At 72.9% G+C, this 17,218-nt stretch carries 13 protein-coding genes; 9 read left to right on the top strand and 4 right to left on the bottom strand.

Translation table 11 applies throughout. The features are described 5' to 3' along the window. The first annotated feature begins 98 nt into the window (after positions 1–98). The 7 genes from ACZ4W9_RS22105 to ACZ4W9_RS22075 are packed head-to-tail and all read left to right on the top strand — an operon-like array spanning position 99 to position 8,792. The gene (locus ACZ4W9_RS22105; protein ID WP_467938359.1) at positions 99–1,361 is read left to right on the top strand and encodes an ABC transporter substrate-binding protein; all 1,263 of its coding nucleotides are present in this window, start codon (positions 99–101) and stop codon (positions 1,359–1,361) included. Between the two features lie 20 nt (positions 1,362–1,381). Further along, entirely contained in the window at positions 1,382–2,329 is a 948-nt protein-coding gene (locus ACZ4W9_RS22100; protein WP_467938357.1) for a carbohydrate ABC transporter permease, read from the top strand. Further along, positions 2,326–3,192, top strand: coding sequence for a carbohydrate ABC transporter permease (locus ACZ4W9_RS22095; protein WP_467938355.1), 867 nt, complete (start codon positions 2,326–2,328; stop codon positions 3,190–3,192). The genes ACZ4W9_RS22100 and ACZ4W9_RS22095 overlap by 4 nt, the downstream gene beginning before the upstream one ends. A gap of 12 nt (positions 3,193–3,204) precedes the next feature. After that, complete coding sequence (locus tag ACZ4W9_RS22090; protein WP_467938352.1) at positions 3,205–6,084, top strand: glycoside hydrolase family 2 TIM barrel-domain containing protein; 2,880 nt, start codon at positions 3,205–3,207, stop codon at positions 6,082–6,084. A gap of 40 nt (positions 6,085–6,124) precedes the next feature. After that, complete coding sequence (locus tag ACZ4W9_RS22085; protein WP_467938381.1) at positions 6,125–7,441, top strand: jacalin-like lectin; 1,317 nt, start codon at positions 6,125–6,127, stop codon at positions 7,439–7,441. A 57-nt stretch (positions 7,442–7,498) separates the two neighbouring features. Further along, positions 7,499–8,083, top strand: coding sequence for a TetR/AcrR family transcriptional regulator (locus tag ACZ4W9_RS22080; protein ID WP_467938350.1), 585 nt, complete (start codon positions 7,499–7,501; stop codon positions 8,081–8,083). After that, positions 8,076–8,792, top strand: a complete 717-nt coding sequence (locus ACZ4W9_RS22075) for an alpha/beta fold hydrolase (protein WP_467938348.1) — start codon at positions 8,076–8,078, stop codon at positions 8,790–8,792. The genes ACZ4W9_RS22080 and ACZ4W9_RS22075 overlap by 8 nt, the downstream gene beginning before the upstream one ends. A gap of 79 nt (positions 8,793–8,871) precedes the next feature. On the opposite strand, the gene ACZ4W9_RS22070 is transcribed toward ACZ4W9_RS22075, so the two are convergent. Together ACZ4W9_RS22070 and ACZ4W9_RS22065 are read right to left on the bottom strand one after the other, a co-directional pair. After that, positions 8,872–10,575: a DUF2264 domain-containing protein gene (locus ACZ4W9_RS22070; RefSeq protein ID WP_467938379.1), complete on the bottom strand. Its 1,704-nt coding sequence runs from the start codon at positions 10,573–10,575 to the stop codon at positions 8,872–8,874. Between the two features lie 70 nt (positions 10,576–10,645). Further along, the gene (locus ACZ4W9_RS22065; RefSeq protein WP_467938346.1) at positions 10,646–11,695 is read right to left on the bottom strand and encodes a rhamnogalacturonan acetylesterase; all 1,050 of its coding nucleotides are present in this window, start codon (positions 11,693–11,695) and stop codon (positions 10,646–10,648) included. A gap of 190 nt (positions 11,696–11,885) precedes the next feature. Here ACZ4W9_RS22065 and ACZ4W9_RS22060 point away from each other — a divergent pair, with 190 nt between their 5' ends. Further along, complete coding sequence (locus ACZ4W9_RS22060; protein WP_467938344.1) at positions 11,886–13,565, top strand: rhamnogalacturonan lyase B N-terminal domain-containing protein; 1,680 nt, start codon at positions 11,886–11,888, stop codon at positions 13,563–13,565. Positions 13,566–13,572: 7 nt separating this feature from the next. Here the strand turns inward: ACZ4W9_RS22060 and ACZ4W9_RS22055 are convergent, their stop codons facing one another. Continuing rightward, positions 13,573–14,982, bottom strand: a complete 1,410-nt coding sequence (locus tag ACZ4W9_RS22055) for an RICIN domain-containing protein (protein WP_467938342.1) — start codon at positions 14,980–14,982, stop codon at positions 13,573–13,575. A gap of 1 nt (position 14,983) precedes the next feature. Then, positions 14,984–16,093 (bottom strand): glycoside hydrolase family 43 protein, encoded by a 1,110-nt coding sequence (locus tag ACZ4W9_RS22050; RefSeq protein ID WP_467938340.1) that lies wholly within the window; start codon positions 16,091–16,093, stop codon positions 14,984–14,986. A 147-nt stretch (positions 16,094–16,240) separates the two neighbouring features. On the opposite strand from ACZ4W9_RS22050, the gene mmuM reads away from it, so the two are divergent. Beyond that, positions 16,241–17,167, top strand: coding sequence for a homocysteine S-methyltransferase (gene mmuM, locus ACZ4W9_RS22045; protein ID WP_467938338.1), 927 nt, complete (start codon positions 16,241–16,243; stop codon positions 17,165–17,167). Positions 17,168–17,218 lie beyond the last annotated feature (51 nt).

The raw sequence follows: 17,218 nt of genomic DNA, 5'->3' as shown, positions 1-17,218 counted from the left end.
GATTGGGCGAAGGTTAGCGTCCCGCACCACGCCCCCTTCGGCCCACCGGCCGCCGGACGTGCGAGCCGCAGCCGCCCCCGACAGACAAGGACGTCAGCATGTCGGCACAGAGCAGCACCTGGGACCGCCGATCGATATTCCGGGCCGCCGCGGGCCTGGCCGCCGCCGGTGCGCTCGGCGCCTGCGGCGGCAACAACGGCCGTGGCGGCGGCGCGGGTCCGGGCGAGCACCTCGTCCAGTACTTCCACGCCTACGGCGAGCCGGGCACCGAGCAGGCGGTCAAGCGCTACGCGGCGGCGTACTCCAAGGCGGACGTGACCACGCGGTGGATCACCGGCTCCAACTTCGAGAGCAAGCTCTTCGCGGCCCTGCTCACCGACCAGGCGCCGGACCTGTTCGAGTTCCACCCCCAGATCCAGCTCGTCAGGAGCGGCCAGGTGGCGGACCTGACCGACCTCGTCGCGCCGGTGAAGTCCGACTTCAACCAGGCCGACATCCGGTCGCACACCGTGGACGGCAGGATCTACGGCGTGCGGATGATCGACGACCCGCAGTTCTTCTTCTACCGCAAGTCCCTGCTGGAGAAGGCGGGCGTCGAGCCGCCGCGGACGCTGGACGAACTGGTGGAGGCCGCCGCCAGGCTCACCACGAGCAAGGTCAAGGGCCTGTTCCTCGGCAACGACCTGCACGCGGTGATCAACCCGCTGTTCTGGTCGGCCGGCGCGGACACCCTGGACGAGAAGAACGAGATCGCCTACCACACGGACGCCGTGGTCGCGGGTCTGAGGACCATGCGGAAGCTGTTCACCAGCGGACATCTGCTGCTGGACGCCCCGGCCGACTTCTGGGACCCCTCGGCGCTGAACCAGGGCCTGTGCGCGATCCAGTTCTGCGGCATGTGGGCCATGCCGCAGTTCCAGCGGACCCTCGGCGACGACCTCGGCGTCATGCCGTTCCCGAAGACCGGCGACGCGGGCCGGCCGTCGGTGTACAACGGCGGCTGGTCGATGTTCGTCAACGCCAAGGGGCGGAACGTCGACGCGGCCAAGGAGTACGTGAAGTGGCTGTGGATCGACCGGAAGAAGTACCAGGAGGACTGGGCCACGTCGTACGGCTTCCACATCCCGCCGCGCGCCTCCCTCGCGCGGTCGTCCGGGAAGCTGAGGTCGGGCCTGCCGGCGGAGGGCGTGCGGCTCTTCAACGAGTACGGGCACTTCGACAACATCGGCTGGACCCAGGCGATGATCACCGCCACGGAGAACCTGTTCGCCGACTGCGTCCGCAAGGGCGGTGACCCTCAGGCCGCGCTCGACAGGTGCGACAAGACGGTGAACGCCGAGCTGAAGAAGCTGTTCGGATAGACCGGCGGACGGATCCCGAGATGCCGACCACCACCACACACGGGGCCGCGGCCCCCGCCGCGAAGACCCGGCGCCGGCCGCGCGACAGCCGCACCCTCGCCTTCTGGCTCTTCACCGGCCCGTTCCTGCTCGGGCTCGCCGTCTTCGTCTACGTCCCGATCGGCTGGAGCCTCTACCTCAGCTTCTTCGAGGCCCGCTTCACGGTGACGCCCAGCGACTTCGTGGGGCTGGGCAACTACCGGGAGATCCTGTCCGACAGCGGCTTCATGGGCTCGCTCGGCACCTTCACCGTGTTCGCCGCCTTCATCGTGCCCACCACCTGGGCGCTCGCCCTGGGCCTCGCGCTGCTGGTCGACCGGCTGCGGTTCATGCGGGCGTTCTGCCGCTCGGTGTTCTTCCTGCCGACCGCGTGCAGCTATGTCGCCGCCTCGCTGATCTGGAAGATGTCGATCTTCAACGGAGTGCGCTTCGGCCTGGCCAACACCGTCCTCGCCCTGTTCGGCGTGGACGACACCGCCTGGCTCGCCGACCCGGACCCGCCCTGGTACTGGCTGGTCGTCATCAGCGCCCGGCTGTGGCTCCAGTCCGGCTTCTACATGATCCTGTTCCTGGCCGCGCTGCGGAACATCCCCCGGGAACTGTACGAGGCCGCCGCGATCGACGGCGCCCGGCCCGGCTGGCAGACCTTCCGGCACATCACGCTGCCGCAGCTGCGGGCCACCTCGACGGCCGTGATCCTGTTGCTGCTCGTGGCCGCGTACCAGGCCTTCGACGAGTTCTTCAACCTGCTGTCCAAGACCACCTGGGGCCGCCCGCCGCTGGTCGAGCTGTACTACACCGCGCTCGGGCAGGACCAGAACTACGGCAAGGGCAGCGCGGGAGCGGTGGTACTGACCGTGCTGATCTGTGTCGTCACCCTGTTCCAGGGCCGGATCATGGGCTTCGGCAGGGGGGAGGAATCCAGGTGACCACCACCGCACCCGAGTCCCGCGGGCACGCCCGGCGCGGCGGGCTGATGAGCTCCACCGGGCTGTACCTCGCCACCGGCGTGGCCGCGCTGCTCTTCCTGGTCCCCTTCTATCTGCTGGTCCGCAACGCCCTGTCCACCGACCCCGAGATCACCGGCGAGAACTGGAAGTTCTTCCCCACGCACATCCAGTGGGGCAACATCACCGAGCCGTTCGACGACCCGACGGTGGACTTCGGCCGGGCGATGTGGAACTCGCTGGTCGTCGGCGTCCTGCACACGGCCGGCACGCTGGTCGTGTGCTCGCCGGCCGGCTACGCCCTCGCCCGCATCCCCTACCGGCACGCGGCGACGGTCTTCCACGCCGTCCTGGTGACCCTGATGGTCCCGGCCGCCGTCACCTTCGTGCCGAGTTTCGTGCTGGTGTCGTCGCTCGGCTGGGTGGACAGCTACCGGGGTCTGATCATCCCGGGGCTGTTCAGCGGTTTCACCTGCTTCCTGTTCCGGCAGTACTTCCTCGGGTTCCCCAAGGAGCTGGAGGAGGCGGCGCGCGTGGACGGGCTCGGGTACTGGGGCGCGTACTGGCGCGTCGTCGTGCCGAACTCGCTGAACTTCTTCGCGGCGATCGCCACGATCACCTTCATAGGCGGCTGGAACGCCTTCCTGTGGCCACTGGTCATCGGCCAGGACCCGAGCGCCTGGACGGTCCAGGTCGCGCTGTCGTCGTACATGACCAACCAGACCGTCAACTACCACCTGATCTTCATGGCGACCGCCATTTCGATCCTGCCCCTGCTGTTCGTGTTCCTCTTCCTCCAGCGCTGGCTGGTGCAGGGGATCGCGCAGACCGGCATCAAGGGCTGAGCGAGGAGAACCATGTCCGTGACCACCACGACCACCGAGTACGTCGAGGACGTCTCGCCGGGTTCCGGGGCGCTGCCGCCCCGCGCCTGGTACGCGTCCTCCGACGCCCCGTCCCTCTCCCTCGACGGCACCTGGCGCTTCCGGCTGTCGGACACGGCCGACGCCGAGGACGACTCCTTCGCCGAGGACGGGTACGACGCCCGTGACTGGGCCCGGATCCAGGTGCCCGGCCACTGGGTGCTCCAAGGCCATGGCTCCCCGGTCTACACCAACCACCTCTATCCGTTCCCGGTCGACCCGCCCCGGGTGCCGACCGAGAACCCGACCGGCGACCACCTGCGCGTCTTCGACCTGCCCGGCGACTGGCCGGCGGACGGCGGCGCGGTGCTGCGCTTCGACGGTGTGGAGTCCTGTGCCCGGGTCTGGCTGAACGGCACGGACATCGGCGCGTTCAAGGGCTCCCGGCTGCCGCACGAGTTCGCGGTCGGGCATCTGCTCAGGCCCGCCGGGAACGTGCTGGCCGTGCGGGTGCACCAGTGGTCGGCGGGCTCGTACCTGGAGGACCAGGACCAGTGGTGGCTGCCGGGCATCTTCCGCGGGGTCACCCTGCTGCACCGCCCGGCGGACTGCGTCCTCGACTTCTTCGTCCACGCCTCCTACGACCACACCACCGGCGCGGGCACGCTGCGGGTCGACTCCGACGTGGACGGCCGGGTCACCGTGCCGGAGCTGGGCATCGACGCGCCCACCGGGGAGCCGGTGACGGTGCCGGTCGAGCCGTGGTCGGCGGAGGCGCCCCGGCTGTACGAGGGGGTGCTGGCCACCGGGGGCGAGCGGGTGCCGCTGCGCATCGGCTTCCGCACGGTGGCGGTGACCGACGGGCTGATCAAGGTCAACGGGAAGGCGGTGCTGTTCAAGGGCGTCAACCGGCACGAGTGGCACCCGGAGCGGGGGCGGGCGCTGGACCTCGCGACCATGCGCGAGGACGTGCTGCTGATGAAGCGGCACAACATCAACGCCGTCCGCACCGCCCACTACCCCCCGCACCCGGCCTTCCTCGACCTGTGCGACGAACTCGGGCTGTGGGTGATCGACGAGTGCGACCTGGAGACCCACGGCTTCACCGAGCAGGGCTGGCGGGGCAACCCCGTGGACGACGACCGCTGGACGCCGGCCCTGCTGGACCGGGCGGCCCGGATGGTGGAGCGGGACAAGAACCATCCCTCGGTCGTCGTCTGGTCGCTGGGCAACGAGGCGGGCACCGGGCGGGGCCTGACCGCGATGGCCGAGTGGATCCGCCACCGCGACGCCTCCCGGCCGCTGCACTACGAGGGCGACGCCAACTGCCGTGACACGGACGTGTACTCCCGGATGTACGCGAGCCACGCCGAGGTGGAGCGGATCGGCCGGGGCCTGGACGGCGGGCCGCCGCACCGTCGCGAACTGCCGTTCATCCTCTGCGAGTACGCCCACGCGATGGGCAACGGCCCCGGCGGACTCGCCGACTACCAGTGGTTGTTCGAGGCCCACGCCCGGCTCCAGGGCGGCTTCGTCTGGGAGTGGATCGACCACGGCATCGCCCACCCCGCGCTGGGGTACGCCTACGGCGGCGACTTCGGCGAGGAGCTGCACGACGGCAACTTCGTCTGCGACGGCCTGCTGTTCCCCGACCGGCGGCCCTCCCCCGGCCTGGTCGAGTACAAGAAGGTGATCGAGCCCGTCGCCCTCACGGCCGACGGCGCGCAGGGCACGGTCCGGATCACCAACAAGTACGACTTCGCGGACCTGTCGGCGCTGTCGTTCTCCTGGTCGTACGAGGTCGAGGGCGAGCCGGTGGACTCCGGGGCGCTGTCGGTGCCCGCGCTGGCCCCGGGCGAGTCGGCCGAGGTCGGGCTGCCCGCCGTACCGGCCGGGGCGCCGTCCGGCGAGGCGCTGTGGACCGTCCGGGCGCGGCTCGCCGCCGGCACCGCGTGGGCGCCGGCGGGCCATGTCGTCGCCTGGGGCCAGGTCCCGGTGGCATGGCGCCGGGTGCCGTCCGTCGCGGCGAGCGCCCGGCCGGTGCCCGGTGACGGTGTGATCACGCTCGGCCCGGCCGTGTTCGACGCCCGGACCGGGGCGTTGCGGGCGATCGGCGGGGTGCCGGTGACGGGGCTGCGGCTGGACGTGTGGCGGGCCACCACCGACAACGACGACGGCGCCGCCTGGCAGAGCGATCCGCGCTACGGACTGCTGTGGCGGAAGCTGGGCCTGCACCGGATGCGGCACCGCCTGGACGCGGTCGAGGCGGACGAGGACGCCCTGACGGTCCGTACCCGGGTGGCGCCGGCCGCCCGGGAAGAGGGGCTCGCGACGGTGTACCGGTGGACGTCGGACGGCGACCGGCTCCGGCTGACGGTGTCCGTGGGCCCGCAGGGCGACTGGACCGTGCCGCTGCCCCGCCTCGGCATCCGCTTCGGGCTGCGGGCCGCCGACCGGGTGCGGTGGTACGGCGGCGGCCCGGGCGAGGCGTACCCGGACACCCGGGCGGCGGCGCTGACCGGCCGCTGGGAGGCGGCCGTGGACGACCTCCAGACGCCGTACGTCCGCCCGCAGGAGAACGGCGCCCGGATCGACGTGCGCTGGGCGGAACTGGGCGGACTGCGGATCGAGGGCGACCCGGTCTTCCAGCTCACCGCCCGCCGCTGGACCACCGAACAGCTGGACGCCGCCGCGCACCGCACCGACCTGGTGCCCGGGGACACGGTCTGGGTGAACCTCGACCACGGGCAGCACGGCATCGGCTCCCAGTCCTGCGGCCCGGCCCCGCTGCCCCGCTACCACCTGCGGGCCGAACCGGCGGAGTTCTCCTTCGTCTTCTCCCCGACCGACAGCGTTTCTGCAACCTCCCTTTGAAACCGGCGGTGCCGGCGTGACCATGGGTCGCATGCGACCCATGGGACGACTCCTCGGCACCCTCGCCGCCGGCCTGCTGACCGCCTCCGCGCTGTCCGCCTCCGCCGGTACGGCACAGGCCGCCGACTCGGGGACCTTCAGTGTCCTGACGTACAACGTGGCCGGACTGCCCGAGGGCCTCAGCTCCGGGCATCCGGCCGTCAACACCCCGCTGATCTCGCCCCGGCTGGCGGACTACGGCATCGTCAACGTCCAGGAGGACTTCAACTACCACGCGGCGCTCTACGCCGGCGACCACCACCCCCACCGCACGGCGACCAGCGGCGGCGCGGGCATCGGCGACGGCCTCAACACCCTGTCCGCCTACCCGCTCCAGGATTTCGAGCGGGTGCGGTGGAACGACTGCACCGGCACCAACTGCCTCACCCCCAAGGGCTTCACCCTGGCCCGGGTGCGGCTCGCCGAGGGCGTCTACGTCGACCTGTACAACGTGCACACCAACGCCGACGACAGCGCCGACGCCCTGGCCGCCCGGCGGGCCAACATCGCGCAGCTGTCGGCCTTCGTCCGGGACAACTCGGCGGGCAACGCGGTGATCGTGATGGGCGACACCAACACCCGCTACACCCGCGCCGGCGACACCATCCGCACCCTCGTCGACGACAACGGCCTGACCGACGCCTGGGTCCGGCTGGTCAAGGGCGGCAAGGCCCCCGCGCAGGGCGCCGATCCGCTGCTGTGCCCGGCGTCCGCGCCGCCCGACGACTGCGAGGTGGTCGACAAGGTGCTCTACCGCGGCGGCCCCCTCCTGTCCCTGACCGCCACGCGCTACCACGACGAGTGGGCGAAGTTCCTGGACGCGTCCGGCGGCAACCTCTCCGACCACTTCCCGCACACCGTCGACTTCTCCTACACGCCCGCCCCGGGGCTCCGGGCGAGCGACTTCGTCGGCGGACCGCACGGCACGGCCTTCAACGACGCCGACGACCTGCCGGCCGCGCCCGCCCCGCGCACCCTCACCCTGCGCGGCTCCGCCCGTCTGGACGCCGTGTCCCTCACCCACGACGGCGGTCCGGTCCTCGGCCACGGCGGCACGGGCGGCACGCCCGTCTCGCTCACCCTCGCCGCCGGGGAGCACCTCACCTCGGTCCGGCTCACCGAGGGCCGGAAGGACGGCCGTACCCGGGTCTTCTCGGCCGCCTTCACCACCGACCGGGGCCGGACGCTCTCGGCGGGCACCGCGACCGCCGACGGCACCACCCTCACCGCCCCGGCCGGCTGGCAGATCGTCGGCTTCACCGGCCGCTCCGGCGACGAGGTCGACAAGCTGGGAGTGCTGTACGCGCCGATCACCTGACGCGCCGCTTTCCTAGATGCTCTAGGCTGTGCCCTTGGAACTCAAGGGAGGTGGCCCATGGCCCGGGCGGGACTCACCGTCGAGCGGCTGGTGGCGGCCGCGGCGGAGCTGGCGGACGAGGCCGGATTCGACAAGCTCAGCGTCTCGGCGCTGGCCCGCCGCTTCGGCGTCAAGGACGCGAGCCTGTACTCGCACGTGCGCAATCTCCAGGACCTGCGCACCCGGCTCGCGCTGTACGCGGGCGGCGAGCTGATCGACCGGATCGCGGCGGCCGTGGCCGGCCGGGCGGGCAAGGAGGCGCTGACGGCGTTCGCCGGCGCCTACCGGGACTACGCCCTGGCGCACCCCGGCCGGTACGCGGCCACCCAGATCCGGATCGACCAGGCCCTGATCGCGGACTCCGCCGCGCTGCGCCGCACCGCCGAGATCACCTACGGCATGCTGCGCGGCTACGGCCTCGCGGAACCGGACCTGACGGACGCGGTGCGCCTGCTGCGCAGCACGTTCCACGGCTACTGCGTCCTGGAGGGCGCGGGCGGCTTCGGCGCGGACCGGGACGCACGTGCCTCCTGGGACAAGGCGGTCGACGCCCTGCACCTGGCCCTCACCCACTGGCCCCGGGAGGGGAAGAGCGATGACTGACACGCCGTACCACGACATCACGGGCCGGGGACCGGTGCTGCTGCTCCTGCCGGGCGGCGCCGGGCACCCGATGGGCCTCGGGCCGCTCACCGAGCGCCTGGCCGCGCGGTTCACCGTGGTCACGTACGACCCGCTGGGCCTCGCGCACGGCCGGCTCGGGCGGCCGGGCGGCGACCAGCGGGTCGCGGACTGGAGCGAGGGCGCGCGGCGGGTGCTGGACGCGGTCGCGCCGGCGGGCGAGCCGGCGTATGTGTTCGGCACCAGCTCGGGCGGCATCGCGGCCCTGGACCTGCTGGCGCGTCACCCCGGGCGGGTGGCGCACGCGGTCGCGCACGAACCGCCGTGCGTGACGGTCCTGCCGGACGGGGACGCGCGCCGGACGGAGCTGATCGAGCAGCTGGAGGGGGCCGGACGGCCGCCCGCCGAGGGCCCGTCGGCCACCCCGACGGGCGTCTTCCTGGCCCGTGTCCTGCGCCCCTTCACCGCGTACGTGCCCGCCGCCGCCCCGCCCCCGGGCCGGCTCACGCTCGCCTTCGGCGCCGACTCGCGCGGTCGGCTCCTGCACCGCACGGCCGAGGCCCTCGCCGAGCGGCTGGGCAGTGCGCTCGCCGAGTTCCCGGGCGGGCATCTCGGCACGCTGGACCACCCGGTGGAGTTCGCGGACCGGCTCACCGGGACGCTGCGGCCGAGCGCCCGGACGCCGGCGTAGGAGGGGGTCGTCCCGCCCGGTGGCACGGCCCTGCCGGGGCCCGGACGGTCGGTGCGCGCCGGAGCGTCCGCTTCCCCGGTCACCGTGGTGCCACCGACCACCCCGTGTCCCCGTCCGCGAAGCGGAAGGCGGCGGCCCGGCCGCCGGGCCGGTCCACCCGTACCTCCCGGTCGTCCTCCCGCACCGTCACGGACACCAGTTCGGCGAGCGGCCGGGGGCCCGTCTCCCCGGTGAGCCGGGCGAGCGCCACGAAGAGCGTGGGGCCGCCGTCCGCCCGGACGGCCCCGGTCAGCTCCGCCGACAGGCCGTGCAGCGGGACGAGTTCGGCGTTCACCCCGTCCCCGTCCGGCCAGCCCGTCACCCGGACCGGGGTCCCGGGGGCCGCGCCCGCCACCAGATGGGCCCGCACCTCCACGGCGCCGCGCACCGCCACCAGGCTGGTGACGGTGGTCCCGGCGCGCACGGTGTGCCGGGAGGCGATCCAGCCCTCGCCGATGCCGAGCGGCTCGATGCCCGTACGCCCCGGATCACCGCCGACGATCACGCTGTTGTCGTACGACGCGTCGGGCGCGGTGGCGGTGGAGTAGGCGAGCCGGGTGTAGCAGGGGTCGTACCGGACGTCCTCGCTGCCGTGGTTGTGCAGCCGGACCACGCCGTCCGCGGCGGTGGACTGGAGCAGCCAGTGGGGGGCGGGCAGCGGGTGGGCCGCGTCGGCGCGTTCGGCGGGGGCCGCCTCCTCCGGTGCCGTCCACACCTCGTGCCCGGGCGGCAGCAGCAGGCCGAGGAAGCCCTTGCTCGCCCAGTAGGGCGAGGCGGGGCCGGAGTAGCTCTGCACGAGCGAGGTGCCGGGGGCGAGCCAGCCGAGCGGGAGCAGGCCGCGCGCGTCGACCGCGCCACCGTCGAGGAAGTACCGCAGGGCACCCGAGGCCAGGCGCCGGGTCTGTCCCGGGGGCAGCGGGGTGTGTCCGCTCAGCGCGCCCAGCCACAGCGGGGCGGTGGTGGCGAACCGGTAGGTGAGGGAGCGGCCCTGGCGCAGCGGGGCGCCGTCGCCGCCGAACAGCCGGGCGTAGTCGGCGAGATGGCGGGAGAGCCGGTGGCCGTAGCGGGCGAGCAGGCCGGTGTCGCCCGCGAGCCAGGCGTGCAGGACCGGGTACAGGTGCATGGCCCAGCCGTTGTAGTAGTCGAACTTCCGGCCGTCGCCGTCGGTGTACCAGCCGTCGCCCACGTACCAGGTCTCGATCCGCTCCAGGCCCCGGTCGATCGCGGTGCGCGCCGCCTCCTGCCGGTGGCCGATCTCCGCGAGGAAGCCGCCGACGGTGACCGGGAACAGCTCCCAGTTGCACGGCCAGGGCGCGGCGGTGAGCGCGTCGGCCAGCCAGTCGGCGGTGCGCTGGCGCACGGCGTCGGCCAGCCGGTCCCACAGCAGCGGCCTGGTCAGCCGCAGGGCGAGCGCGATCGAGGCGGCCTCCACCAGCGGCTGGCTCCGGTCGGTGATCCGGGGCCAGACCCCGCCCGGCCCGGCGGCGAGGCCGTCGGCGTACCGGCCGAGGGCGGCCTCGTCGCGGCGTAACGCGGCCAGCAGCAGGGTGCGGGCGTAGCCCTCGAGGCCGTCGGAGAGGCGGCCGGAGTGGCTCACGTGGTCGCCGGGGAGGTGATAGAGGGCGCGGTCGGGGGTCGCGTACGGCTCGACGGCGGCGAGGAGGCCGTCGGCGGCGGCCTCCCAGTGGGCGCGGGTGTAGCCGGTGTACGGGCTGGACTCGCGGTCGTCGGCGGGAAGTTCGATCACGGCGGTGGCTGTCCTTCCTCGGCGGGAACCCGGGACGCCCCGGTTCCGGTCGGGGCGCCCCGGGGCCTCATTCCATCCGTACCCGGCCCGCGGGGACCAGGTGCCGGGCGAGCAGCTCGTCGCGGACCAGGCCCGCGAAGACGGTGGCGCCGTGCTCGGAGGTGTGCGTGTTGTCGCGTTTCTCGTTGTACAGGTAGAGCGCCTTGGAGCCCTCCGGGCCGAGGGACTCCACCAGTCGCCTGGTCTTCGCCGTGAGGTCGATCAGGGGGACGTCCTCGGCGGCGGCGACCGAGCGGATGACGGCCGGGTGGTCGACGCCGAGGCCGTTGACGAGCAGGGCGGTGTCGTTGTCCAGGGTGCCGTCGGCGTTGAACCAACGGCGCACGACGGGCGTGACGAGCACCGGTACGCCGCCCCGGTCCCGGACGCCGGCCACCAGGGTCTCCAGGTTGGCGCGGTAGGTGGCCCCGTCGGTGGTCTTGTCGTTGTGGGCGAGCTGGACGAGGACGAGGTCGCCGGGGCGGATCAGCGGCTGGACGGCGGCCCACAGCCGCGCGTCCCGGAGATAGGTGACCGTGCTCTCGCCGGAGTCGGCGTGGTTGGCGACGGACAGGCCCTCGCGCAGGTACTGCGGGAGCTGCTGGCCCCAGCCGGAGTAGGGGGCGGCGGGCTGGTCGCAGACCGTGGAGTCGCCGACGAGGAGGATCCGGCGGGGGTGCCGGGCCGGGGTGACCCGGATGGCGTCGAGGGCGGGTGCGGAGCCGCCGAGCACCAGGTCCAGGCCGGGGGTTCCGCCGGGTCCGGTCGGCTCGCCCTCGGGGGTGCGGACGTCGACGGTGAAGCTCCGGGTGGCGTGCCCGCCGGCCGGGACGGCGGTCTCCGGCAGCAGCGTGCGGCGCGTCTCGCCGGTGACGCGGGTGGCGGAGGCGGTGGCGGCGCCGAGCCGGACGGTCACGTCGTAGGCACCCGGCGGGACGTCGAAGTGGCAGGCGGTGGCGGTGCAGTGGTCGATGCCGGGCGGCCGGCCGGTGTGGGCCCGGGCGGGGGCCGCCGTGAGGGCCGTGCCCAGGGCGAGGGCGGCAAGGGCGGCGCCACGCAGGGCGGTGAAACGTCTCACTGGGGCTCCTCGGCGGTCGGCAAGGTCCGGCGGCTGGACGCTACCGCTTGCTGACAAGCGCTTTCTAGACCCGAGGACCAATTCCCGCGATCGCCGGCCCGGCCCGCGTGGAAGCCCTTTCGCGAAAACGATTCAACTGCCACCCTGCCAGTCACCCGCACATCCCGGACCTCCCGAAGGAGGCACCCCCATGCCCGGATCCCCCGACCGCGCGGTCACCCGCCGCGCCTTCGTGGCCGGCACCGCGGCCGTCGCCGGCTCGGCCGCCCTCGCCGGTCCGCTCGCCGGTGCCGCCGTCGCCGCCGGCTTCGGCTGGCGCGACGACGGGACGAACTACGTGGTCGACACCGGCGCGGCCCTGGTCTTCAAGGTCTCCAAGTCCACCGGCGACCTGACCTCGCTGGTCTACAAGGGCACCGAGTACCAGGGCTACGGCGGCAAGAACTCGCACATCGAGTCCGGCCTCGGCAGCTCCACGGTGACGCTGGCCCGGTCCGGCTCCACCATCCTGATCTCCGTCACCCACGGCACGCTGCGCCACTACTACGCGGCCCGCAGCGGCGAGGACCACGTCTATGTGTGGACCAACAAGGCCGACTCCTCGGTCAGCGCGACCCGCTTCATCCTGCGCGTCAGGGCGGGCCTGTTCCTGAACGACCAGCCCGACTCCTACACCTACACGACCAGCACCGTCGAGGCGTCGGACGTGTTCGCGAAGTCCGACGGGCAGACCCGCTCCAAGCACTACTCCAAGCTGCGGGTCGTCGACTACGACTACACCGGCTGGTCCGCCGGCGGCGTCGGCCTGTGGATCGTGCGCGGCAACCACGAGAAGGCCTCCGGCGGCCCCTTCTACCGGTCGCTGCTGCGCCACCAGAGCGCCGACGGCGGCGGTCTGTACGAGATCCTCTACTACGGGGAGAACCAGACGGAGCCCGAGCGCTACGGCCTCCAGGGCCCGTACGTCATCGCGTTCACCGACGGCGGGCCGCCCCCGGCCGCCCTGTACCCCGGCACGCTGACCACCCCGTGGGCCGACTCCCTGGGCATCGCCGGCTACGTGCCGGACAGCGGCCGGGGACGTGTCGCCGGGGTCGGCATCGCGGGGCGGGACCCGGCGTACCCGTACACCGTGGGCCTGGCCGGCCCCTCGGCCCAGTACTGGGCTCCGGCGCGCGCCTCGGACGGGTACTTCTCGGTCTCCCGCGTGCTGCCCGGCACGTACACGCTGACCGTCTACAAGGGTGAACTGGCCATCCACAGCGCCCAGGTGACCGTCACGGCGGGCACGACGACCACGCTGAACACGCTCACCATCCCCTCGTCCAACGACCCGTCCCGGGCGAGCGCGATCTGGCGGATCGGGGACTGGGACGGCACCCCGAGCGGATTCAAGAACGCGGACCTGATGACGTACGCCCATCCGTCCGACGTGCGGGCCGCGCCCTGGACCGGGAACGTGGTGATCGGCAGCGGCACCGAGACGTCCGGCTTCCCCTGCTACCTGTGGAAGGGCGTCAACAGCGGCCTGCTCGTCTACTTCCGGCTCACCGCCGCACAGGCCGCCGCCGCGCACACCCTGCGGATCGGCGTGACGACGGCCTACGCCAACGGCCGGCCGCAGGTCACGGTCAACGACACCTGGACCTCGGCGATCCCCTCCCCGCCCGCCCAGCCGGCCACCCGTTCCCTGACGGTGGGCTCGTACCGGGGCAACAACCACACCTTCACCTACAGCGTGCCGGCCGCCGCCTGGCGCACGGACACCGGCCAGTACAACGTGCTGCGGATCGACGTGGTGAGCGGTTCGGGGACGACGGGCTTCCTCAGCGCCGGTACGGCCGTCGACGCCATCGACCTCCTCGCCTGACGGTTTGTCAGCTACCGCGTGTCCACTGCTGATTGGCCGCACCGTTGCACGCGTAGGTGATGATCGCGGCCGAGTCGGCGGTGGACCCGCCGGAGACGTCCAGACACTCCCCGCTCACGCGGGAGGCGAGGGTGACGTACGAGCCGGACGCGGTGACCGACCACTGCTGGCCGGTGGCGCCGGTGCAGTTCTCCTGGGTGACACCACCCGCGTTCTCCTGGAGGCACAGGGAGCTGCCCCGGCCCACCAGTGCGCGGTAGCCGTTGCCGAGGTCCTTGAACCACCACTTCTGGTTGGCGCCGCCGTTGCAGGTGTACTGGCTGATCGCGGCCCCCTGCCACAGCGACTGACTCGGCACGTCGGCGCACTTGGAACTGTGCCGCGCGATCAGCGTGCTGTAGGCCGCCGAGGTGCCCGTGACGGTTCCGGCCGTGGTGTCGACGGTGATCTCCGGATACCAGGACATGGTCATCGTGGTGGCGGTCGGGAAGGCCAGCGGCAGCCACACGTACCGGGAGTCGTTCACCTTCCCGCCGAAGGAGTCGCCCCAGCGGTCGCCCAGGTACAGGTAGGAGGTGCCCGAGGTGCCCTGCACGGGAAGGACGTAGGCGGTCTGGGAGCCGTAGGCGGTGGAGTCGCCGACGTTCTTCCAGGACGTCCAGGGGCCGGCGAGGGAGCCGGCGGTGGCGTACTGCTGCTGGTTGGGGTTCCAGCCGGTGGCGCCCGAGGTGAGCATGAAGTACGTGCCGCCCCGCTTGAACAGGGCCGGTGCCTCGCGGTGGCCGCCGGGCCAGGGGTTGGCGACCAGGCCGGCGATGCCGGTGTAGTCGGCGGTGAGCCGGTAGATGTGCAGGTCGCGGTTCTCGTTGGCGGCCGAGACCATGTAGGCCGTGCCGTCGGTGTCGACGTAGGTGGTCAGGTCGCGGGACATGTACTGGCCGAGCGGGCGGAAGCTGCCCCGGTAGGTGTAGCTGCCGTCGACCGTGTCGGAGACGGCGACGGCGGCGCGGGCCTCGCCGTAGTCGGTGCCGTTCTCCTTGTGCATCCAGAGGACGAACTTCCCGGTGGCCGCGTTGTACACGACCTTGGGGCGTTCTATGTAGGCGGTGGCCAGTTCGGCGGCGGAGGTCCGGGTGAGGACGCGGGCGCGGAACTCCCAGGTGCGCAGGTCGGCGGAGCGGTAGGCGTCCACGGACCGGAAGGTGTTGTCGCTGTCGCGGTCCTCGCCGAACCAGTAGTAGTAGCCGCCGACCTTGATCACCCCGCCGCCGTGGGCGTGCACCAAATTGCCCGAGGTGTCGGTGAACTGCGTGCCGTTGGCGACGGTCCGCGGTGCCGCCTGGGCGGGTCCGGCGGTCGCCAGGGCGGCGGCGAGGGCGCAGCACAGGGCGAGCAGCAGGGCGTACGCGCGCCTCATCTCACGCTCCTTCCGGCACGGTGTCGGCCACGGGGACACCGAAGTCCGGCGTGCCGTCCGGCTTCCAGCCGAGCGTCTGGATCCGGGTGTGCCGGTTGGGGTCGTGCAGCGGGTCGCCGGTGATCTCCTTGTACTGGCGGGCGTGGTAGACGAGGACGTCGGTACGGCCGTCCTCGGCGACGGTGAAGCAGCCGTGGCCGGGGCCGTACTGCCCCGTGGCGTCGTTGCCGGTGAACACCGGGACGGGCGACTTGGCCCAGCTGCGCGCGTCCAGCAGGTCGCTGTGGGCGTCGGCGGTCAGCAGGCCCATGCAGTAGTGCCAGTCGGTGGCGCTGGCGGAGTAGGTGAGGAAGATCCGGCCGTTGCGCCGGAGGACGGACGGGCCCTCGTTGACCTTGTAGCCGACGCACTCCCAGTCGTACTCGGGCGTGGACAGGCGCACTTGGGGGCCGGTGAGGGTCCAGGGGCCGGCCATCTCCGAGATCCACAGGGCCGTGTTGTTGTCCATGCCGGGCTCGTGCTGGGCCCAGACCAGGTAGCGGGTGCCACGGTGCTGGAAGGTGGTGGCGTCCAGGGAGAAGGTCTCCCAGGCCGTCTTGATCTGCCCCCGTTCCACCCACGTCCCCTTGAAGGGGTCGGCGTGGGCGTTCTCCAGCACCCAGATGCGGATGGCCCACACGTCCTCGGCGGGGGCCGAGGCGAAGTAGACGTACCACTTGCCGCCGATGCGGTGCAGCTCGGGCGCCCAGATGTGGGCGGCCATCGGACCGGTCGCGTGGGCCCGCCAGATCACCGACTCGGCGGCCGTGGACAGCCCGTTCAGGGTGCGGGAGCGGCGCAGGACGATGCGGTCGTACTCGGGGGCGGTCGCCGTGAAGTAGTACGCGCCGTCGGTGTGGCGGGTGATGTGCGGATCGGCGCGCTGGAGGACGAGGGGGTTCACGTACGGGGCCGGCTTCGGGTTCCCCGGGTGCGGCTTCGGCTCGGCCGCCCGCGCGGGGGCCGCCTGGGCGAGGCCGGGGGTGACGGCCAGGGCACCGGCGGCGAGCGCGGCGCCCTTGAGCACCACCCTGCGGCCGGGAGAGTCGGGCAGGTCGTGATCGCGGCTCATGCGGGCTACCTCTCTGTTGTTCGATATTCCGTACAGCATCTGTGATTACGAACGCCGAAAAGGTAAGGGCGGCCCACGGGAGGGTCAATGGGGCGGACGCGTGGACTCCCCGTCCGGCCCCCTTCCGGTTCGACTAGCGTCGTGACCATGACCAGCGACACCTCCCCCAGCCTCGCCGACGCCCTCGCCGCCGGGACGGTCGTGCTCGACGGCGGCATGTCCAACCAACTGGAGGCGGCCGGGCACGACCTGAGCGACGAGCTGTGGTCGGCGCGGCTGCTCGCCGAGCGGCCCGAGGCGGTCACCGAGGCGCACCTCGCCTATTTCCGCGCGGGGGCGAGCGTGGCGATCACGGCCAGCTACCAGGCCACCTTCGAGGGCTTCGGCAAGCGCGGCGTCGGCCGCGCGGAGGCGGCGCGGCTGCTCGCGCTCAGCGTGGACCTGGCCCGCACGGCGGCCCGGCGTGCGGCGGACACCGGCATCCGGCGCCCGCTGTGGGTGGCGGCCTCGGTCGGGCCGTACGGGGCGATGCTCGCGGACGGCTCCGAGTACCGGGGCCGCTACGGGCTGGGCGTGGCCGAGCTGGAGCGGTTCCACCGGCCCCGGCTCGAGACGCTGGCCGCCGCCGCGCCGGACGTGCTGGCGCTGGAGACGGTGCCGGACGCCGACGAGGCCGCCGCGCTGCTGCGGGCGGTGCGGGGGCTCGGGGTGCCGGCCTGGCTGTCGTACACGGTCGACGGGACCCGCACCCGGGCCGGCCAGCCCCTGGCGGAGGCGTTCGCCCTCGCCGCCGACGCGGAGGAGGTGATCGCGGTCGGCGTGAACTGCTGCGCGCCCGGGGACGTGGAGCCCGCCGTGGAGATCGCGGCGCGCGTCACCGGCAAGCCGGTCGTGGTCTACCCCAACAGCGGCGAGGGCTGGGACGCCGGGGCACGCGCCTGGCGGGGCGGTACGACGTTCGGCGCGGACCGGGTCACAGCGTGGCGGGAGGCGGGCGCGCGGCTGATCGGCGGGTGCTGCCGGGTGGGTCCGCGGAGCATCGGGGAGATCGCTCGGGCGCTGGACGCGGGCTGAACGTGCCCCGCCGGGGGAGCACGGGGCACCGGGGCACCGGGGGGAGCACCG

The sequence above is a fragment of the Streptomyces sp. NPDC029296 genome, assembly GCF_055569255.1.
This window is presented reverse-complemented; position numbering and strand designations above follow the sequence as displayed.